The organism is Acinetobacter sp. YH12106 (genome assembly GCF_013418995.1).
GTDB lineage: Bacteria > Pseudomonadota > Gammaproteobacteria > Pseudomonadales > Moraxellaceae > Acinetobacter > Acinetobacter pseudolwoffii.
This window is the reverse complement of sequence record NZ_VPAV01000001.1, coordinates 219,199-240,535: the sequence shown is the minus strand read 5'-3', so window position 1 is coordinate 240,535 and position 21,337 is coordinate 219,199. Positions and strand designations below refer to the sequence as shown.

General features: G+C 43.0%; 21 protein-coding genes. 9 read left to right on the top strand and 12 right to left on the bottom strand.

The window, feature by feature from the left end:
* The first annotated feature begins 13 nt into the window (after window positions 1-13).
* On the top strand, window positions 14-1,222 hold the full coding sequence (locus tag FTU45_RS01285) for a DUF1615 family protein (RefSeq protein WP_005096631.1): 1,209 nt from the start codon (window positions 14-16) through the stop codon (window positions 1,220-1,222).
* On the top strand, window positions 1,189-1,842 hold the full coding sequence (locus FTU45_RS01280; protein ID WP_180075767.1) for an HAD family hydrolase: 654 nt from the start codon (window positions 1,189-1,191) through the stop codon (window positions 1,840-1,842). The genes FTU45_RS01285 and FTU45_RS01280 overlap by 34 nt, the downstream gene beginning before the upstream one ends.
* A 193-nt stretch (window positions 1,843-2,035) precedes the next feature.
* On the opposite strand, the gene FTU45_RS01275 is transcribed toward FTU45_RS01280, so the two are convergent.
* Complete coding sequence (locus FTU45_RS01275; RefSeq protein ID WP_005096627.1) at window positions 2,036-3,130, bottom strand: acyl-CoA desaturase; 1,095 nt, start codon at window positions 3,128-3,130, stop codon at window positions 2,036-2,038.
* Window positions 3,131-3,144: 14 nt separating this feature from the next.
* Window positions 3,145-4,209 (bottom strand): flavin reductase family protein, encoded by a 1,065-nt coding sequence (locus tag FTU45_RS01270; protein WP_034608544.1) that lies wholly within the window; start codon window positions 4,207-4,209, stop codon window positions 3,145-3,147.
* A 153-nt stretch (window positions 4,210-4,362) separates the two neighbouring features.
* On the opposite strand from FTU45_RS01270, the gene fabR reads away from it, so the two are divergent.
* Entirely contained in the window at window positions 4,363-5,043 is a 681-nt protein-coding gene (fabR, locus tag FTU45_RS01265; RefSeq protein WP_005096625.1) for an HTH-type transcriptional repressor FabR, read from the top strand.
* A 366-nt stretch (window positions 5,044-5,409) separates the two neighbouring features.
* On the opposite strand, the gene FTU45_RS01260 is transcribed toward fabR, so the two are convergent.
* From FTU45_RS01260 to FTU45_RS01240, 5 genes are all read right to left on the bottom strand, one after another.
* Entirely contained in the window at window positions 5,410-6,210 is an 801-nt protein-coding gene (locus FTU45_RS01260) for an alpha/beta fold hydrolase (RefSeq protein ID WP_180075766.1), read from the bottom strand.
* 139 nt (window positions 6,211-6,349) lie between these two features.
* Window positions 6,350-6,616, bottom strand: coding sequence for a PAAR domain-containing protein (locus tag FTU45_RS01255; RefSeq protein ID WP_100328728.1), 267 nt, complete (start codon window positions 6,614-6,616; stop codon window positions 6,350-6,352).
* Window positions 6,617-6,760: 144 nt separating this feature from the next.
* Entirely contained in the window at window positions 6,761-9,598 is a 2,838-nt protein-coding gene (gene rapA, locus FTU45_RS01250) for an RNA polymerase-associated protein RapA (RefSeq protein WP_100328729.1), read from the bottom strand.
* A gap of 143 nt (window positions 9,599-9,741) precedes the next feature.
* Window positions 9,742-10,386 carry an RluA family pseudouridine synthase gene (locus FTU45_RS01245; RefSeq protein WP_180075765.1) on the bottom strand — a complete coding sequence of 215 codons (645 nt, stop codon included), beginning with the start codon at window positions 10,384-10,386 and terminating at the stop codon, window positions 9,742-9,744.
* Window positions 10,387-10,519: 133 nt separating this feature from the next.
* Window positions 10,520-11,227: a phosphopantetheine-binding protein gene (locus tag FTU45_RS01240; RefSeq protein WP_180075764.1), complete on the bottom strand. Its 708-nt coding sequence runs from the start codon at window positions 11,225-11,227 to the stop codon at window positions 10,520-10,522.
* 248 nt (window positions 11,228-11,475) lie between these two features.
* On the opposite strand from FTU45_RS01240, the gene FTU45_RS01235 reads away from it, so the two are divergent.
* Genes FTU45_RS01235 through FTU45_RS01225 form a run of 3 tightly spaced genes read left to right on the top strand, consistent with a single transcriptional unit; the run spans window position 11,476 to window position 12,997 of the window.
* Window positions 11,476-12,078, top strand: a complete 603-nt coding sequence (locus FTU45_RS01235; RefSeq protein WP_180075857.1) for a PAAR domain-containing protein — start codon at window positions 11,476-11,478, stop codon at window positions 12,076-12,078.
* Between the two features lie 2 nt (window positions 12,079-12,080).
* Window positions 12,081-12,623, top strand: a complete 543-nt coding sequence (locus tag FTU45_RS01230) for a type VI secretion system amidase effector protein Tae4 (protein ID WP_005171502.1) — start codon at window positions 12,081-12,083, stop codon at window positions 12,621-12,623.
* Window positions 12,623-12,997 (top strand): hypothetical protein, encoded by a 375-nt coding sequence (locus tag FTU45_RS01225; RefSeq protein WP_005171505.1) that lies wholly within the window; start codon window positions 12,623-12,625, stop codon window positions 12,995-12,997. Before FTU45_RS01230 ends, FTU45_RS01225 begins: the two co-directional genes overlap by 1 nt.
* 52 nt (window positions 12,998-13,049) lie before the next feature.
* Here the strand turns inward: FTU45_RS01225 and FTU45_RS01220 are convergent, their stop codons facing one another.
* From FTU45_RS01220 to FTU45_RS01205, 4 genes are all read right to left on the bottom strand, one after another.
* Complete coding sequence (locus FTU45_RS01220) at window positions 13,050-13,466, bottom strand: heme-binding protein (RefSeq protein ID WP_100355070.1); 417 nt, start codon at window positions 13,464-13,466, stop codon at window positions 13,050-13,052.
* A 165-nt stretch (window positions 13,467-13,631) separates the two neighbouring features.
* The gene (gene hemL / locus FTU45_RS01215; RefSeq protein ID WP_159515895.1) at window positions 13,632-14,933 is read right to left on the bottom strand and encodes a glutamate-1-semialdehyde 2,1-aminomutase; all 1,302 of its coding nucleotides are present in this window, start codon (window positions 14,931-14,933) and stop codon (window positions 13,632-13,634) included.
* 38 nt (window positions 14,934-14,971) lie between these two features.
* Window positions 14,972-15,592, bottom strand: coding sequence for a thiamine phosphate synthase (gene thiE, locus FTU45_RS01210; protein WP_005171511.1), 621 nt, complete (start codon window positions 15,590-15,592; stop codon window positions 14,972-14,974).
* A 796-nt stretch (window positions 15,593-16,388) separates the two neighbouring features.
* Window positions 16,389-16,772, bottom strand: coding sequence for a DUF962 domain-containing protein (locus tag FTU45_RS01205; protein ID WP_005171513.1), 384 nt, complete (start codon window positions 16,770-16,772; stop codon window positions 16,389-16,391).
* Between the two features lie 335 nt (window positions 16,773-17,107).
* Here FTU45_RS01205 and FTU45_RS01200 point away from each other — a divergent pair, with 335 nt between their 5' ends.
* On the top strand, window positions 17,108-18,565 hold the full coding sequence (locus FTU45_RS01200) for a CYTH domain-containing protein (protein ID WP_180072562.1): 1,458 nt from the start codon (window positions 17,108-17,110) through the stop codon (window positions 18,563-18,565).
* A 130-nt stretch (window positions 18,566-18,695) separates the two neighbouring features.
* Window positions 18,696-20,150 (top strand): CYTH and CHAD domain-containing protein, encoded by a 1,455-nt coding sequence (locus FTU45_RS01195; protein WP_180075763.1) that lies wholly within the window; start codon window positions 18,696-18,698, stop codon window positions 20,148-20,150.
* A gap of 7 nt (window positions 20,151-20,157) precedes the next feature.
* Here the strand turns inward: FTU45_RS01195 and FTU45_RS01190 are convergent, their stop codons facing one another.
* A complete protein-coding gene (locus FTU45_RS01190; RefSeq protein WP_100329818.1) occupies window positions 20,158-20,790 on the bottom strand; it encodes a hypothetical protein in 633 nt (210 codons plus the stop codon).
* A 112-nt stretch (window positions 20,791-20,902) separates the two neighbouring features.
* Here FTU45_RS01190 and FTU45_RS01185 point away from each other — a divergent pair, with 112 nt between their 5' ends.
* Entirely contained in the window at window positions 20,903-21,304 is a 402-nt protein-coding gene (locus tag FTU45_RS01185) for a DUF3144 domain-containing protein (RefSeq protein ID WP_005096603.1), read from the top strand.
* Window positions 21,305-21,337: the final 33 nt, after the last annotated feature.

Genomic DNA, 21,337 nt, shown 5'->3' with positions numbered 1-21,337 from the left:
AATTTACCACACCATGAATAAAACTTTTGCTGATTGTTTTTCTGTTAAGTCATTGTCTGTACTTGCACTTTCTCTGGGTCTTGCCGGCTGTGGCAATGGCTCATGGTGGTCAAAAGATGATGAACCGACACTTGAAGTTGAACATATTCGTAAAGCAATTCCGAGTCGGGTAAATCAGCGTGAGTCCTGGGCACAAGATATTTACGACATCACCGAACAGTTGGGTATTCCTCAAACCAAGGAAAATGTCTGCACGATTGTGGCCGTGGTCGATCAGGAATCCAATTTTGTGGCAGACCCTACAGTACCAGGTCTGGGAGAAAAAGCGGTTAAAGAAGTTCAGGATCGTCTTGAAGAAAAATTCAAAGATAAACTCGGACAAGCAATCGGTGGAACAGTTGCGGGATATTTCCAGGAAGTACTCAAGAACCATCCAAGCCCAGAAGATAACTATTTAAGCCAGATGCGCCGGGTAAAAACCGAACGCGAATTAGATGAGTTATATCGTGAAATATTTGACTATATGTCGAAGCATTACCATGTCAGCGCACTGACCGGTGCTGCAAAACTGGTCGGCCAGAACATTGGCGAGAAAATGAATCCGATTACCACTTTGGGTTCAATGCAAGTGCATATTAGTTATGTCAAGGAATATAAACGTCAAGGTGGCAACATCGCAGCCTTACGCTCCGATGTCTATACGCAATATGGCGGCCTATATTACGGGATTCATCGTCTGATGATGTATCCTGCAGATTATGACAAACCGATCTACCGTTTTGCAGACTATAACTCGGGCATGTATTCCAGCCGGAATGCCGCTTTTCAGAGCATGCTCAATGATTTAACTGAAGCTGAACTCGATCTGGATGGCGATTTATTACTCTATAACAAAGATGGCGCGATCCGTTCGCAGAAGAGTCAATCCGAGCGTGAGCTGATTAGTGTATTTGCGAAAAATAATTTTATTATTACCGAACGTCAAATCCGCGCCGATTTAAAGAAAGAAAAAGAGAAAGATTTTGAAGATACCATGACCTATCGTGGGATCAGCAAGCTCTATCAGGAAAAAACAGGCAAAGATCCGATGTATGCAATCATGCCGGAAGTGGTCATTTCTGGACCAAAACTGAGTCGTGATTACAATACCAACTGGTTTGCCACCCGTGTCGATGGTCGATATCAAACATGCATGCGCAAAATCAAACACCTAAAACTCTAGCCTTATTTGATTTTGATGGCACCCTGTATACAGACGACAGTTTTACCGGGTTCATTTTCTATGCCTTGAAAAAACGGCATATTTTAAGACGCGGCATTCGTCTCCTGCCCTGGATTCAGGCCTATTATCTGAAGCTGTACCCTGCCCATGCGATGCGTCCAAAATTGTATGGCAACATGTTTAAGGACAGCGATGCAGAAGAAATTTTACAACTGGCGCAGGACTATGCCCAGCAGCTGGTCTTTAAGTTTAATCCAAAACTGTTGCAGCAACTTCGGCAACATCAGCAACTGGGTCATGAGATCGCGCTGGTTTCAGCATCACTGGATTTATACTTGAAACCGGTCTGTACCTATTTAAATATCGATTTACTGTGTAGCGAAGTTGAAATCAAAGCTGGAAAAATAACAGGATTTTATCAGACTCCAGATTGTAGTAAGGCGCAGAAGAAACTGAGAATTTTAGAAAAATATCGTCTGGAAGATTATGCTGAAATTTATGCCTATGGTAACAGCGAAGAAGATCAGGAAATGCTGAGTTTGGCACATCAACGCTATCTGGAAGGACAAGATCAGCAATTGCCAAAAATTAATCTACCATCCGATTCAATGACATATTAGGGCTTTAAAATTTCCGCTTTATTGATACGCCATAATAATCTTTAACAAGCACTTAAATGACAGATGAGTTGTCGCTCAATGATACTTTTAAGGCAGATCTGATGACTGAATCATCCAGACTTTTTTGTTTAAATATAAGCTTCATCCATAAAAAAACCACCTCAAATAAGGTGGTTTTTAGCTTTAAGAAATATTATTTCTTAAACGGAAATGCATATTTCACAATACGTTTGATTACGCTGCCATACTGTTTTACCAGACTGGCATTGTTGTAGTTCAAACCATATTTTTCACACACCGCCTGAACTTTTGGCGCCATTTGGCGGTAACGACGGGCAGGCACATCAGGATACAGATGATGTTCAATCTGGTGACTTAAATGACCCGTCAAGATATGGAATGCTTCAGAACCGGTCAGGTTAGATGAACCACGAATCTGGCGCATATACCAGTGACCACGGCTCTCATTTTGCAGTACCGATTTCGGGAACACCTCTACATCTTTGGTAAAGTGGCCACAGAAAATAATACTGAACGTCCAGATATTACGCAGACCATTGGCCACCATATTACCCGTCAAAACTGGCAAAGCAGCAGGACCTGCAATCAATGGAAAGAACACATAATCTTTAAACAATTGTTTACCGATTTTGTTCTGCATTGGGCGCCATTCTTCTTTGGTCTGCTCTTTGCTTTTGCGACCTTTGAAATATTTACCCAATTCAAGGTTCTGAATGGCCACGCCCCACTGGAACAGCAAACAGAATGGCACCGCATAAATCGGTTGTAATAAATAACCCGGTTTCCAGCGCTGTTCTGGGAACAGACGCAATAGACCATAACCGATATCATCATCCATACCTTTAATATTGGTATAAGTATGATGTTTAAAGTTATGGGTTTGACGCCAGTTATCCGAAGTACCTACGATATCCCATTCATAGGTCTGACCATTCATTTTAGGATCATTCATCCAGTCATACTGACCATGCATGACATTGTGACCCAGTTCCATGTTTTCCATGATTTTGGCAAAGCCTAATAGACCTGTGCCTAGCAACCATGCTGGTGGGAACCAGCCTGCAAACAATAGCGCACGACCGGCAATTGATGAATAACGGATGGTTGAATAGACACGACGGATATATTTCGCGTCTTTTTCACCTAAATCATCCAGCACTTCTTGCTTGATCGCATCAAGTTCACGTGCAAGTTCATCGAGTTCTACTTGTGATAATTCACGGTTTTTAGGATTTTTAAAATATTGAAATTTTACTGGCATATTCATAGGATAAAACTCGCTTATAGGTCGATGACTAGATCAGTCTGCGCTGAGTTAACACAAATTTTGAGCAGATTACCTGGCTCAGTATTTCGTGCGCCGTTTACCAAATTCTTGGTCGAACCTTCCACTTTATTGCAGGCGCATTTATTACAAATGCCCATACGGCAACCATGTGTCGGTTTGATATTTTGTTGTTCCAGACTCACCAAAATGGACTGGCCTTTTGGAATACTGACAATTTTTTTCGACTGAGTCAGGGTGACATTAATAAAGCCGATATCGGATTGATCCGCCAGACTCATGCTAAAGGCTTCACCCTTAAACTCTTTGGCTGAAGCAAACAGCTGCTCTGCAGTCGATACAAAACCTGACGGGCCGCAGCAATAGACCGTGCTATTTTCCAGATTTTGCAAATCTGTCAGATAAGTTTCATTCAGACGAGCTGCCGCAGCTTGTTCTTGCGTGGCATAAACATGAAATGAGAAATTTGCATGTTTCTGAGCAAGTTCTTCGAAACGTGCTTTAAATGCTGCATCTTGATGTTTTTTAACCCAGTACCACAAGCTCACTGGTGTTGATAATTCACCCTTTTTGCTCAGGCTTTCCAGCATGCTCAGCATTGGGGTAATCCCGCTGCCTGCTGCAAGCAAGATCAGTGGACTCGCCTGCTGAGGCACAGTCATATCGCCATAAGGCTGACCAAATTCGATGACATCACCCACTTGCGCCTGCTCTGCAAACCAGGTGCTGACTTTACCGGCATGGACTTTTTTCACAGTCAATAACACATGCTGGGCATCTACATGGGTCAAACTATAGCTACGTTCATAACGGATGCCCTTCACCACCACATAGACCGGATGGTGTTGCCCCGCTTTACCAAACTTAAATAAACGATTCACTTGAATTTTCAGACTCAGCATATCCTGTGCAGCATTTTCCTTGTGCACAATCTTGCCCAATGGCTGATTCAACGACCATATCGGATTGAGTTTCTGAATCCAGAAATTAATCGCATGCTGATCGACGACACTGTCAGACAGTGCATTCAACGGCATTTTAAGTTTTTGGAGTACATGCATCGTTATCGACATCATCTTGAGGTTTTGAATTATTATACACATGTATATATATTTGTATATACATGTGTATTGTTTCCATTCATTTCACAAGCCTGTCGTGCTCGGTTATAATCAAACGATTCATGCATGAACCTATTGATGAACGAGCCTTCAATGAAAATAAGCAGTGACGCATCTCTACTACAATCGAAAAGCATTGATGAGCCGATTATCGTACGGAGTGTCGGTCGCAAGGCCACCATTACCAAAGAAGAACTGTTTCAGGCAGCATTAAACCTGATTGGTCCACAAAAAAGTATTGCATCGTTGAGCCTGCGCGAAGTCGCACGTGAGGCCGGTATTGCGCCAAACAGTTTCTATCGTCATTTTAAAGATATTGATGAGCTGGCCATTGAGCTGATTGATCGTGCCGGGATTGTATTACGTCAGATTCTGCATGAAGCACGCTTAAAAGCCTCCCGACAAAGCAGTATTATTCGTAGTTCGGTCGAAATTTTTATTGCTCAGCTGGATGCAGATGAAGGCAATTTAAGCCTGTTATTGCGTGAAGGTTATACCGGTTCAAAATCGTATAAACAGGCTGTAGAACGCCAGTTAAATTATTTTCAGCAGGAATTGCAGGATGATTTGATTCGTCTGGAACGCCTGAATAATAGAAAGTTATTACATGCCGATATTGCCGCCAAAGCCATTACTCAACTGGTGTTTAACATGGGGGCCAATGTCATTGACATGCCGGCTGAAGACCGCCAGGAAATTGCCGAACAGACCATGCTCATGATTCGGATGATTCTGGAAGGCGCTCGCCATCTGGAAGATTCGCAGCTGCGTTAATTTTCCAATTTGCGTAAAATGATATAAAAAGAGACGTACTAGACGGATTACTGTCCCAAAGTTAAAGTGATTAGCTTTAAGTTACGCGCGTGTGGCAGGGATGCCACACACTACCTATCACGACAGGACGTCGTGTATGGGTAATAAGAGACTTTTGCCTACTTTGGGGCTTTCCAAAGTAGGGTTGCGCCTGCACAAATCCATTTAAACTTTTAAAGGAAAGATGAGGCTGCGCAATATCCAAGTATAAATATCAGATATTTAAAAACACTATCGAATTGCTTTTATTACTCCATACAATTCAAACTATAGCCTAGTTAAAATTGTGGAACAGTAGTGGTACCAGTCGTCTCTTTTTTATGACGATTACAACAGTACAAGTTGAGCTTTGACCGCCTTTGCAGTCTCTTCCGGATACTCAAGCGGAAACATATGTCCGCCCTCGACCACTGAATAATCGATCCGATAAATCTTGTGCATGCCTTGAGGCAAACCCTGCTGATAAAACTGGCTCTGCTCTGCAGTCATCAGATGAATCGGCACTTCAGGTGGTCGTCTTGGCGTACGCCACCACCATGCCGGTACAGTCCGGAAAATCTCCGCTTCTACCTGTTTTGGAATGCTCAAAGTCACCCCACCGCGTTCAGGTTCTGGCTGAATGCCACTCTCGATATAATCAGCAAAACATTGCTCATCAAAATTGCTAAATAAGCGGTTTGATCTGAGTCCATCAACTGCGGCCTGTTTCGATGGCCAGTGATCCTTGCGTTTTAGCGTAATTCCTGCAGGTGTATAGCGATCGATACTTTTCAGATTCAGCTTTTTAACCAGTTCAAACATGGCGCTGTTTTTTCCAATAATAAATGGCGGATCCATAATTAACAGTTTGGAAAACAGTTCCGGACGTCGATACGCTGCCATCAAAGTCACCAGACCACCAAAGGAATGTCCAAGACCCACCACCTGCTGCTGAGGAAATTGCTGCTCGATATCTGCAATGACTTCATCGACCAGATAGCGCCAGTCTGGCGTAATCGGATATTGCGACTTCATGCCAATCAAGGGAATCGCTTTGACCTCATATTCTGGCTGGAAACAGTCCAGAAATTTCTGATAGGTTGCCGCAGGGATGCCATTGGCATGGGTAAAATGTAGGGCTTGTTTCATTATTTTCCAAACGCAGCGCGTATTCATCCTGAAATCATCGGATGAGCTTACTGATCTGAAAAGTCATGTGATAGTGCCAAAACGCTCAAAGCATGACCTTGAAGTCAGCTCTTCTTATTTTATTAAACGAATTTAAGATTTATTTCTGCGATACCGTCAAATGCTGCATGGCTAGAAAAGTCGCGCCGCAACTGGTCTTATCCCCTGCGATAAGCATTGCCCGTCCTTTGACAGTAATAGATAAATCGCTGGAGATTGCGGTGACCATGGTCTGGCATTTGGGACAATAATGCGTCATGCCATTTAAATGTACGGCGATGCCATTCATAATCAAAGACGGCTCACCTTCTACCACAATACCACCGTGGGTGGTTTTGGCTCCCAGACCAATAAAGGCTTTGGACATGTTTATTATTTCTGGTTATTGGTTAGACTGATTTTAAACACAAGAAAAATGACAGGCCAGTATTCCCCGACCAAAACAATATAAAAGCCGAATTTCGGCCATAAAAAAGCAGCCCGAAAGCTGCATTTTTTAATTGCTTAAAACTTAAGGCTTGACGACTACCATCACCTGAATGGCTTCTGGCGTCACAGATAAACCATCCAGTAGGCTGAGACCTTCTTTCTGCAACTTCTGTAAACGTGAAATTTCATCTTCACGGATACTTGGATTAAACTGTTTCAGATAGGTCAGACGGTCAATTTCATATTGCCATTTATTGCCATACACTTCTTTGGCTTGCTGCTTGAAGTTTGGCAATGCACTACGTGCCAGTTCAAGTGCTTGCTGATAACGTGCCTCAATCACATCACGACGTGCTTTCACTACCTGGCGGCAGCTGTTGCCATCTAAATGGTGTAGATACGGCTTCAGGATTTCTGGCGCAATTTTTTGTGAAAGATCCTGACCTTTCTCGCTTAATAACACACGAACCAATTGTTGCGGCAGGCTTGATGGCAAGTTCAATGCTTTCGGTGCAACCACATCGACCTTGAACCAGACTTCCAGCAATACCGAACCTTGTGGCAGTGCCGCAGATTTCAATACCGCAACGTTGGTGCTACCAAAGCCTTGAGTATTGATCATTTCCATCACACTTTCAGTGAATGGATGTTCCAGGGTCAGGTATTGCGCATCTTCGCGGATTTGTGCCTGATCACGATAGAAAGTGGCAGTGATGCCTTCTTCATCCAGCGTCAAACCTTGAACCTGCATTTGATCTGTTGGCTTGATGATCACGGTACCGTTACTTTGCTCGTCAAAGTCAATATTCGTGGACGCCATAAAGCGTTTCATGAAGATCGGCAAAGTAGTATTGTCATCATAGTCTTCAAGTGCGTTGACAATTTCCTGTGCTACCACCGGACGGCAAGAGTTGTACTCTAGCAAACGGTCACGGCCTTCCTGCAATTCAGCTTCCAGCGCTTCACGTTGCACGCTGACTTCTTCCAGCAGGTCTTCAAACGCTTGACCTTTGTCTGCCAATAGACAGTCTTTCAAGCGAACAATAAAGTTTTCTTGCAAGGTTTGTGCAGTTGGGGAAATATTGCCGAAAATATTCAAGGCTTCGTTATACCAGCGGAACATACGTTCTTGCGCAGTTCCCACCAGATAAGGCACATGAATCTGAATCCGGTTTTCCTGACCGATACGATCTAAACGGCCAATACGCTGCTCTAAAACGTCCGGGTTGGCAGGAAGATCGAACAGAATTAAATCAGATGCAAACTGGAAGTTACGCCCTTCTGAACCAATTTCCGAACAAAGTAAAATCTGCGCGCCATACGAATCTTCAGCAAAATAAGCGGCAGCCTGATCACGCTCTAACAAGCTCATGCCTTCATGGAACATCGCGGTACGAATACCGGCATGTAAGCGAAGTACATTTTCCAGCGCTTCAACCACTGGCCCGCTACGCGCAATCAGTAAGACTTTCTTGTGTTTAAGATCGGTACGTAAACGCTCCATCAGCCACATCACGCGTGGATCGGCTTCCATCCATGCACCATCGAGCTGGGCTTCTTCAGGCCACATTTGCTCACGCAACTTACCATCTTTCGACCAGTGTTCCGGTGCTGGTAATGGTGCCGGCTGACAGTCACGACCCGGGAAGCCCTGAATGGCTTCACGCGTATTACGAAACAGGATACGACCGGTACCATGACGGTCTAAAAGTTCGTGAATGGCACGGAAACGCTGCTCAGGATGATCTTCAATTGAATGACCCAACAAGGCCTCAATCGCAGTCAAATGTTCTGCTTCAAGTGGCAGATTTGACATCAACACTTCTGCAATTTTAGCGGTGTGCTGATATTGCGCTTCTTCATCCAGGAAACGATCCAGCGAGTTAAAGCGCTGCGGATCGAGTAAACGCAGGCGTGCAAAGTGACTTTCTACCCCGAGCTGTTCCGGTGTTGCCGTCAATAACAATACGCCCGGCGTATGTTCAGCCAGTTCTTCGACCAGATCATAACGGTCATTACCGCCATCTTCTTCGCTCCACATCAAATGATGTGCTTCATCGACCACCAGCAAGTCGAAACCGGCTTCGAGCGCCTGTTCACGCAGATCTTCATGGTCGACCATCAAATCGACAGAGGCAATAATTTTTTGTTCGGTCAGGAATGGGTTTTGTTCAGGATCATGCTCTTTGATTGATGCAGTACGGGTCAAATCAAATAACGAGAACTCAAGATTGAAACGACGGCGCATCTCAATCATCCACTGATATTGCAGCGAATCTGGTACTAAAATCAGGATGCGTTCAGAACGGCCAGTTTTCAGCTGTTGATGGATAATCAAACCCGCTTCGATGGTTTTACCCAGACCGACTTCATCGGCCAGTAATACACGCGGAGCAAAACGCTGACCGACTTCATGCGCAATATACAACTGGTGCGGAATCAGGCCGACACGTGAACCGACCAAACCGCGCAGTGGACTGCTTTGCATATTGGCCTGCATCAGCAGCGCTTCAATGCGCAAGTCATACCATTCTTTATAATCGACCTGACTGGCCAGTAGACGGTCTAGAGGCTTGGACAGCTGGATGGTGGCACCAATGCGGGTTTCATTCAGCGATTTACGTTCTTCAGTCCCATCTTCCAGGGTACGAATGACGTGATAACGCACCACGCCATTGCGGTCTTCCACGGATTCTACAATCCATTTGGTTCCTTCCTGATCCTGTAATTCATCTTTCACATTAAATACGATACGAGATAAGGGTGCATTGCTACGTGCATAGACGCGAGTTTCATCGCTTTTCGGGAATAAAATGCTAACCGACCGCTCATCAACATCAATAAGAACGCCTAAACCGAGTTCTGTTTCAGTATCTGATAACCAACGTTGACCAATAGCAAATTGCTGCAATTTTTCCACCTTTATCTTAAGTACAAGATTATGAATATTAGGCTCAATCACGAAACGTCATTGGAGCAAAATTTCACACCTTCAAGCAATGTATTTTGACATAAAGCCCACTAAAAAGTGAGCATAATTCACGCCGATTCAAGAAGTATTTCCTAGAACGGCGCCGGACAATAAAATTCGACCAGCTGATCTGTTTGAGGATGATAAAAACTCAAACGTTCAGCATGTAAATGTAGACGCGAGCTGAGCTGTTGCTGTTCAGGTGTCGCATATAAGGTATCGCCGATAATCGGATGCCCCAGATATTGCATATGCACACGCAACTGATGCGAACGGCCGGTAATTGGCGTAAGTTTCACCCGAGTCACGGCTTGTTCCTGAATATTAAAGTGTTCGATCGCCTGCCAATGCGTGATGGCCGGCTTGTTATGTGCGGGATCTGCGATATGTAAGGGCGGACGGCTTGGGTCATATACCACGGGCACCTCAATGCTACCTTCACCTTCGAGTGTACCGGCAACCACGGCCTGATAGGTTTTGTCGGTCTGGCGTTCCTGAAACTGGCGGGAAATGGTTTTTTGTCCCCATTTTGTGAGACCAAACACGAGAATGCCGGAAGTATCGCGATCCAGTCGATGGATCAGTAAGGTTTTTGGTTCTATTTTTAATAATCGGTTAATCAGGCAATCTTGTAAATCTTCTGTTTTACCGGGAACTGTGAGTAAACCTGCAGGTTTGTGGATGACTATAAAATCGTCATCACGATGTATCAGATGTTCGGTTAGAAAATTACTCAAAGTTCAATCCCAGGCTGATCGCGAAAAACAAGGCGGCCATGATAGAAAGCTTCGCCCATAATTACAATGCGCTTTTATGTAAATGCTGATGAAATTTCCGATTTAGGTCATAAAAATGCTCAATCGCAGCGTATCAACCTGAGGATTGTAAAATGAAGCCTGCCAATTCATGCAAAGACGGATGCTGTCGTACATCTTCATAACGAATATTGGCACCATGTGCACGCCATACACCGACCAAACTCACCACAGCTACAGAGTCCAATCCATAATTTCTTAAATCGACATAGGGATCAATCTCCAGAGCATCTATGTCTAGCTGTTCTGCCACAGCCAACATAATACCTTTGGTTGATAATACATAGTCTGAGGGCGCACTTAAATCCCACAACCGGGTCAGACTATAAGTATTTAAGTGATGCACACCTTGACTGGAAATATTTTCGACCCACTGAATATGCTGTTCCTGATTGGCCAATAAGATCGCGTCATCGACCACACCAATTTGATCTGTCACACTCATCAAATGCGGTAAGATTTGCTTGAGCATCGGTGTGACCTGCCCGGCAAAAATCAGTTGTGGATGCGTGGAGGCATATTCACCAAGCTGTTGCATGCCCTGCATCAGGTCATCACCATATAAATCGACAATGGGAATATCCAGTGCTTTGGCTTTATTGGTCAGTTGAATCAAATTTGCCATGAGTGCACTTTCTTGTATGCCCTGTTGCATACGCAAGTTTTGTAATCCGACTAAGACCAAAACCGATTGGTTCGATGCAAGCTGCCATTTGGCTTGAGATGGGGCAAGTTGGATTTTTTTGGGTATTGGGTACAGCATGGGAGACTCTTTGGCTTCAGACAGTCGGCTTTTTCGTAACTGTATATGCTAACTCAGATTGAGGGTTACTCAATACTTTAAAAGTCAACAGGGCTATATTTAAAAAATTAAAAGCAAAAATGCTTGTATCTATATTCAGATACATTCAGTCATTATATACAAACTGATTAAATGAATTTTAAACTAAACCTTTCATTTTATATTGTCATGTTATTATGGTCTTTAATAAAAATAATAACCAAATAATAATGAGAGCATTAATAACAGTCGGCTGTAAAACCGATCATGGGGGAATCATTACTTTTGGCGACCCTTCCTTTCTGGTGGAAGGAAAAGCTGTGCATTTGGATGGAATGGTACATTATTGTCCTAAATGTAATGTCCTAGCGAAAGCTCTTGCTTCTAACCGAGGCTTTATAGTCGTCCTGGGTAGAAGCATTGTTGCGGCAGGAGACACATCAACTTGTGGTTCAAAATTTCTAAAAACTTCTGATTTGGCTGTTATGAATAATGGTATTGTCTCAAGTAAAATTGATCAATTAATATCAGATACAGCTACTAAATACATTGAAGAAAAAGAAGAAAAGATCATTAATAATATTTATTGGAGTTATGGAGATAACCTTATTCTTCTAAAAAGAAAATCTAGATTTTTTGATGACTTGAATTTGCATATAGAAACTTCAGGTTATGCACGAGGAGATACTATTGATATAGAAATAAAACCAGAATCTTCTGAGATAAACTCATTTCATCCATTTACGATTTCACTTGATATTGATACTGAAGGTAAGGGAGTACTTAAAAATATTTTTAAAGGAAAAACTATAATAATTGATACGGAATATTAAATATGGTGAGTATAACTGCAAGGGCTGGTGGTCGGTCTTCGACCATACAAGCAAAAAGACCTTTATTTTCCGAATTATGGAAATATTATCCGGTAAAAATGTCAGCAAGTGATGTGTATTCTATGGTGGGAGGTCAAGCTATGGCTTTATATCAAGAAAATCCTACAGGATACGCAAATGCTTGTGCTTTAAGATTAAGTAGATCTTTCAACTACGGCGGAATGCCAATTAAACAGTCAACCAGAGGTTATAAAGTCAGAGGCGCTGATCATAAACCTTATTTACTTAGGGTTCGCGAGATGATCAGCTTTGTTGAACAAAATTTAGGAACTGCAGATCTCTCCTTCAAGCCTCAAAATAACCAGGATTTATCATCACAATTAAAAGGGAAAAAAGGAATTATTATTTTTAAAGTCTCTGGTTGGGGAGATGCTTCTGGACATGTCACTTTATGGAATGGAAATGATTGTGGAGATAGTTGCTACTTTATTCATGATACACCGAGCCTAAGAACCACAGATATTCTGTTTTGGAATTTAAGATAATGAAAATAATTGCTGTACTTTTTAGTTGTCTAGTGATAAGTGCATGTTATGCAAAAGACTTAATTCCATCCATATCAAATGCGGATGAGCTCAATATCAAAAATTTTGGCTTTAGTTATTGTCTGACGAGGGCTCAGGATCAATCCCTCAGTTCTGAGGCTGCTCTAGCGATGGGCGGGTATTTCCAACAGGGTGCATATGAAGAACCCGCGTATAAAAATTTGAAAGAATATATAAACCAATCTATGAAAGCAAAAACTGAGGTATATAAAAATCAAGCAAGGCCAGCCATATTAATGAGCTGTTTAGAGCTGTATAACTCGACAGAATATAATGAAATGGTTAAACAACAGCATCACTATCTTATCCGATAGTTATTTTTAACTTAGACTTGAGAAGATAAGTACATTCTCAAGCGTATAATGTCTAGCTCTGCTGCGCCAAAAACTTCTTAATCGCCACCTGCGCAATCTCTGCATCTTCAAATGATTTCACACCTGATACACCCATCGCACCCACTAATTGCCCTTGATACAGAATCGGTTCGCCACCTTCCAGCATTCCCGAGAAACTTTCCATAGTCAGAAAGCCCATCTGCCCGCCTTTGATAATATCTTCAAACAGCTTGGATGGACGACGACTCATCGCCGAGCATCTGGCTTTTTCAATGGCCAGATTTGCAGTCATCGGTGCTGCACCATCCATACGTTTCATCGCAAGCAAATTGCCCGTTTCATCGACTAAGGCAATACTGACATTGAAGCTGTTCTGAATTGCATATTGATGGGCGTGATCCAATAGAAATTCCGCATCACTTAGAGTCAAATAATGTTTGGTTTGCATGAATGAATATCCCTAATTTTAGAATTTAATCTCCCCTAACCCTGAGTCAGATATGGCGCAAGGAAAAGAGGAGTAAATTTTATTATTTGTACAGATAAAACTCCCTCCTTTAAAAAGGTGAAAAGCACCGCTTCGCAAGAGGGAGGATTTTAAAAAAATTAAAATTTAAGCTTTCATCTCAGCAAAAGTCTCGATCGCAGCCTGAATGGTAAATTCAATATCTTCATCGCTGTGTGCAGCCGAGAAGAAGCCAGCTTCGAATGCAGAAGGTGCTAAATTCACCCCCCGATTCAACATGCCATGGAAAAATTTACGAAAAGCATCGATATCACATTTCAACATCGAATCAAAGCTGGTGATGTCTTCCTGATCGGTGAAGTACAGACCAAACATCCCACCGACCTGTTGGGTTTTAAAGGGTACGCCCGCCTCGTCTGCTGCTGCTTGTAAACCTGCAAGAAGTTTTGACAACTGCGCAGATAGGTTTTCATAGAAACCTTCAGCACGAAGATGCTTGAACATCTCAATCCCGGCACGCATTGCCAATGGATTACCCGACAATGTTCCTGCTTGATACACTTTACCCAGTGGCGCAATGCATTCCATCACTTCACGTTTACCGCCAAAGGCACCGACTGGCAGACCTGCACCAATAATTTTACCCAATGTGGTTAAATCCGGAGTTACGCCATAATGTGCCTGCGCACCGCCTAAGCCAACACGGAAACCGGTCATCACTTCATCGATGATAAAGACTGAACCATGCTCATCACAAACATCACGAATCGCTTGCAGAAAACCGTCAATTGGTTTCACCAGATTCATGTTGCCTGCCACAGGCTCCACAATCACGCCGGCAATTTCAGCACCAAACTTGGCAAAGCATTCTTTTAAAGTCGCAATGTCATTGTATGGAAGTGTGATGGTATGCTTGGCAAAATCAGCTGGAACACCCGCAGACGTTGCTTCGCCCTCACCTTTAGTTAACAAGCCCGAACCTGCTTTTACAAGAAGCGAGTCTGAGTGACCATGGTAGCAGCCTTCAAATTTTACAATCTTGTCACGGCCGGTATAACCGCGCGCTAAACGAATCGCTGTCATGGTGGCTTCCGTGCCCGAGTTGGTCATACGTACCAATTCAATCGACGGCATGATCTCGCAAATAATATCGGCAAGCGTGGTTTCATGAACTGTTGGCGCACCAAAGCTTAAGCCATCAACTGCGGCCTGTTGAACGGCTTGAATAATCGCAGGATGGGCGTGACCCAGAATCATCGGTCCCCATGAACCGACATAGTCCACATAACGTTTTCCGTCTACATCATACAAATATGCGCCTTGGGCTTTTTCGATAAAGACCGGTGTACCACCGACGCCGTTAAATGCGCGTACAGGTGAGTTGACGCCACCCGGAATATGTTTATTGGCTTGTTTGAACAATTGTTCTTGCTTTGGAGATAAGCTCATGAAGGCACTCGACTCAAAATTAAATCAATCAAAAAATTTTATGCTGTAGCTTGAAAAAGCGCAGACCATTCATCTAAACGTTCAGGAATGGCATTCATCGGCAAGCCCAATATATCACTAATCACGGCGCAATAATCCGCACCTGACTCAATGACTTCTTTGGAATTTTCAACCGTTAAACCGCCAATGGCACATAAAGGCACGTTCAATTTCTCTTTGGCCAGTTTTAAAGTTTCCAAGCCAATATTACCGGCTTCAGGTTTACTGTCGGTGGCATAGATGGCACCAAATGCCACATAGTTTGCACCATCGGCAATGGCCTGTTCAGCCAGCTCAAGCGAGTTATTACAGCTACGACCAATCAAGACATTTTTTGGCAAGCGTGCAACTGCCTCGACAATAGACCCGTCATCCTGACCCAAATGCACACCCACCCCGTATTTAACGGCCATTTCAAGATCATCATTAATCACAAAAAGCACACCATATTCAGCACACATGGCTTTCATATACTCGATTTCGTAAATTTGATCTTGTTTGGCGACTTTTTTACGGCGATATTGCAATACTGCAATGCCGCCATTGGCCATTGCGCCTTCCAGTTTTGCCAATAAAAGTTCTACGGGATCATCATTGGTAATTAAATATAAACCGCGCATCTTGCTCGCCACTTGCTAGAATGGCTCTATTATAGGCATAACTCGGTTTAATTGCCGCAGTCCTGCTGTTTCCGCGACCGGGTAGCAACAGATTTGCAGTTTTTTAGCGCAATTTTCCAGTTAAATCTAAAATATCACCATTTTCAGGGATATACCGACTATAAAATATGGGTTTTAATCGCTTTATAACAAAAATAATAAAGTGTTAATGCTTACGCCCTCCGACAAACGCTTTTAGGATTTTGCAGATAACTTGGTGGAGAAGTTGCAAAATTCTAAGAGCGGTTTTTTTTACCTTTAAATTTTCAATATTGTTAAGCCTCTTTAAGATTAAACTCAAAAAGATTAAAAAATACCCAATTTCAGGGATGGCCCAATTAGCTCAAAGAGACTTAAATAGCGTTAGACACAGAAAATAACCAGAAAAATAAATACCTGTGTTGGTGACACCCGATCCTTTCTAGTTTTGAATAATACGTTTGTGGGGAGACGTTTCAAAGCTAGAAAGGATCATTTTCTTTATGTATGATCCGCATGACTTGTTCTATAAATATTTACGCAATAATGGCAACGAAGTCAGTAAATTTATTTAAAAAATAGAGACATAAAAAAAGCCCGGAGAAGGTCGCTCCAGGCTTGGAAAACTGTTTTATTCAGTAAACTATAACTTTTGATCAAATTCCATCAAACTGAATAAGCAATAACACAATTAATAGAATAATAAATGGCGACTTGCAAGTCTTTTATCGAAAGATCATGTTCCCTAGCCACACAATCCGATGAAAGTTACCTGAGTTTAACTTGAAATCTTATCGTATTTGCGATCAAGCAGACTGAGACGACCACGCAGGACATCCGCAAACATACGCCAGTCTGAAATAAAGCTATACACCGGCTGTTTAAAACTGGCCGGTTTATTGCGTTCAAAGATAAAATGGCCAATCCAGGCACAGGCATAACCCGAAAGCAAACCATAAGCAAAATATCGTGGTTTGCCTTGACGAATGGCTTGAGTAAAACAATATAGGCCGATACTGCTACCTGCGACATGTAAACGGCGACTGACCATATGCCGGTGTTCGGTCAAATAAAAGCGGTAAAACTCATGATAATTGCCAATCGGCATCTGGGGTTGATGCGCGATCACATGGGTATTCTCTGGCTGTACTTGTACATTCATTTCTCATCGTCCTGATGTTTTCTTTTACCTTAGCGTATATTTTGGCCAATTAACAGTCTCTTGATTTGCTCGAATATTCTTAGATATTTTCCAAGCAAAGCCGCAATTCCTCTCGCTTTGCAACCCTATTAACAGCTCAAAGCCAATATTTAAATTCCTGTTCAATATTTTTATATGCAGGTCAAGTCTTACATGCATTTTGATTTTGGTTACAATCTGCCACGCATACATCTAAAAATATAATTGCGGCGATTGCCCGCCGAATTTTCAGCATCTCATTAAAGCGAAAAATATCAGTACATGCTGGCGTGTACTAAACAGATAGGAAAATCATTATGGTTGAAGTTGAACTCAAGTTCCAGATTCCTGCGGCACGACGCACTGCGCTGCTCAAGGCACTTGATCCGAAAAAGTCTCAACAGATCCAGCTTCAAGCCAAATATTATGATACTGCCGACCGTCAACTGGCCCAGCACGGGGTAGCACTACGTCAGCGTCTGGAAGGTACGCGCTGGGTGCAAACCCTGAAAGCTGCCGGTAAAAGCCATATTGAACGCTTTGAACATAATCATGATCTGGGGGAATTAACTGAATCTCCTGAACTGGATTTAAGTATTTATACCCAGTTCCCAGAAGCACAGGCGATTCTGAGCCATGCGCTCGGCAATCAGTCTGATCAGCTACAACTGCAATTCGAAACCGATATTGCCCGCACCTTGCGTGTAATTGAATACCAAGACACACAAATCGAAGTCAGTCTGGATATTGGGCAGATCCGTACCCGAAATGCTGAACAAGAGGTACATGAAGTCGAGTTTGAGCTAAAAAGTGGGTTGATACACAATTTATTGGCATTCAGTTTTGAATGGGTCAAGAAATATCAGCTCTGGCTCGATGTACGCAGCAAGGCAGAAATTGGTAATTTATTGGCCACCTCACAACGCGTGAGCCCGGCCACCTTCGCCAAAGAGTTCCAGATCAGTAAAAAAGACAGCGCTGGTAAAACCCTATGCAGTCTGATTGCGCAGCAGATGCAACATTTATTGCCAAATATCGCCGCGATTTCAGCTCAGGTTGCACAGCAGGAACATATTCAGCAGGCTCAACTGGCACTGGATCAGCTATATCTCACTTTACTGCTGTTTAAAGACTGGCATCCGCAGCTTTCGGACAAATGGGCACATCAAATGGCTGCCTTTAAGCAGCAGTTCGAGCATTTACAACATTTGCAGCATATGCAAAACAGCTTGGCCAGCTTCCTGCAAAATCCAACCACTGCGGAAAATCTGAGTAAAGATATTCTGTATGCTCAGGAAAAACTGGGCAATCTAGTCAAATCAACGCAAAATGTGCATCATTATCTGGAGTTATTGACTTTTAGTTTAACTGAAGATGAACATGCTGCTCTGGATTTAAAAACTGCGGCACAAACCACGCTGCAACAACAGTATAAAGCGCTGCAAGAACAGATGAACCAGACTGAAATTAACAATTTTGAAAGTCTGGATCAATTGGCAAGCCGGATTCAGGAACTCAAATTCAGCTTTCCGATCTTAACCACAATCTATGACGTCAAAAACTTGCAGAAGTACAGCAAAGCACTGAATGATGCACAACTTGCAGCCGGTGAATATCAAACCTTGGCCTCTTCGGCAGTGTATATTCAGCAAACTGAACTGGAAGCGAGTGACTGGTTTGTATTAGGCTGGCTGACTGCTAAACAGGAAGTCTATGCCCAGAAACTGCTTGAGGCGACAGAACAGTTCCTGGTGAGCCGTAAATTCCTCAAATAAATATCTTTAAGAACATTTCAAAGCACGCTCCCTCTACGGCGTGCTTTTTTCGTTGCAGAAGCACATCACACTGTGGCTAATCTTTGAGCTATATTGATCTGTATAACCTACATCGAGAAGGAATGACCCGATGGCAGAAATAGAGCTTAAATTCCAGATTCCGTCACCGTCACGTGCACAATTTGAACAGGACTTCCAGAAGCTTCAGCCGACTCGGCATCGTTTATGTGCGCGCTACTTCGATACTGAAGCACAACAACTCCAACAAAATCAAATCGCCTTGCGACAACGTCTAGAAGACCAGCAATGGATTCAAACCCTGAAAGCACCTACTGAGCAGCAATTTGAACGTTTTGAACTTGAACATACATTAAAAAGCCCACCTGAAAGCTGTGATTTTCAGTTATATCGCAAACACAAACCGGCAAAAAAAATCCTGAAACAGGCGCTTGGCGATTTGGATATACCGCTTATTCTGCAATTTGAAACAGATGTCGCGCGTTATGTGCTGACCGAAACACATCAAAATAGCCAGATTGAGATTGCCTTTGATGTAGGGGAAATTCGCCATAAGGATCAAGCCATTGATATTTATGAAGTCGAATTTGAGCTAAAATCCGGTCAATTGAGCGAATTGATTGATTTCATTCGGCCATGGATTCAACGTTATGATTTATGGCTGGATACGCGGAGTAAATCGGAACGCGGTTATGCCCTATTACAGGGTGAAGAAAGTCTGCCTGTGCAGCATCAGCTGCCATTAGAACTTGAGCAGAAAGATCAGATTGCTACTATTTTAAAGAAAATCGTAGCCAACTGTCTGGCTCATCTTTTTCCGAATGCAACTGCGATTGCCGCTGATCATTATAACAGCGATCATGTGCATCAGGCACGTGTCGCGATCCGGCGCTTACGCAGTGCCTTTAAAATTTTCCAGTCTGTGACTGAACATGTACAGCCAGAATGGCCGGAACAGCTGCGAGATATTTTTCAGCAACTGGGTTCTACCCGAGATCGCGATGCCCTTGCAGAAAGTCTGATTCCGCAACTGGAAAAAGCCGGCTCACCCTTATTAAAATTACCACCACACCGACAAAAACAGCCAGATATTAGCGCGCTGTTCAGACATTCAGCTACAGTGGACTTGATACTGCAACTACTCAGCTTTAGTCAGGAAAAAACGCATAGCAAAGCCAAATCTTCGCATAAAATTTTGTGTAAAGGTTTGAGCAAGTTACATCAGCAAATTTGTCAGGATGCCGAAAACTATCAGGAACTGGATATTGAATCGCGGCATCGCACGCGTAAACGGGTGAAACGCTTGCGCTATAACGTAGAATTTTTACAGAGCTTATTTCCTGAAAAGGATGTAAAAACTTATCTGAAAGCCCTAAAACCCTTACAGGAAAGCTTGGGGCATTATAACGACCTGTTTGTAGCAGACGAACTGTTTAGACCGTATGTCAAGCAAAATAGCAAAGCCTGGTTTGTGCTAGGCTGGCTGACTGCTGAACAAGAACGTTTATCTGCCGAGGCAGCTGTTCGCTTACAACAGTTTGCTGAAAATACCAAACCCTTCTGGTAAAACCGGGCTAGCGATATTTACCAAACACTTTCCAGGTATTATTATCGGCCAGAGGGTCATTATAACTATCACTGCGTTGCTTACGTGGTTTATCACGGGCATCGATCAGCTCAAAATGTGGCTCGACACTCAGCACGATACCATTCACATAAAAACGGGTGCGTGTATATTCACTTTGACCATGCTGAAACACATAAGTACGTAAGTCTACAAATTCGCGGTGTGCCACCAAAGCCGCGGTATCGTCACTGTCGAGCCAGTGTCGCATGGCTGCAACCTGCTCAGGTTCAAACTGCCCGCATTTTTCAATCAGGCTGGCCACCCCACGGAAAGTTTTAGATTCTTTGGCCCGGGTTTTATTTAGCCTGATGCGGTCAACATGAAAATAAAACAGCGGCAAGTTTAAATGACTGGGAAGATGGATAGCATCCAGGGTTTCATCGTCCATGAAAGGTTGAAACAGATCCTGCGCCCTTTCAATCAGACCAAGCCACTGGGTGTAATATTCTTCGACCTGCGATTTGGTTCCATAATAAATTGGCAGACCTTCGACATTGGCCAGATTTGCCGGTGGCCAGATATTCTGGCGCAATAAGGCAATATCACTTTTCAGACTTTGTACTGCAATCGCATCCTGCATGGCATTCACTTTTATATGCTTAGGCTATTTTTAGATTAAGGCAAAGGTTTAGTTTCTGCAAGGCTTTGCCTATAATTAGCCATTAAGATTTTATGATGGTCAGGAAAAATTCATGGTTCAAAAGATTGAAGCAACCGATGTAACCGAAGAAGAAGCGTTAAATGCGGCATTCTTTGAACGTGCTGATGAATTTATTCAACAAGCCAACGAGTTTTGTCGTGTAGAAAAAGGCTCGCAGGAAAAACCGAGTGATAAGCGCGGTCAAGTCAGTGCAGCCATGTTATTTGGTACTGCCCGTTTCAATACCTGGGTGGCAGCGAATAACTTTAAAGATGGCAACGAAATGCGCGATGCCAAAGATCAGGTGATGTCTTATATTATGCAGCAATTCCAAATGATGCTGGAAGATAACTATGATGAATACTGTGAACAGTTCGAAAACTATTTGCGTTTCCGTCACAATGAAGAGTTTCATGCCAACAAGCATAACCATGATCACAAGCACGATCATTGATTAAAATACGAAAAGCCCCTCGGGGCTTTTTTA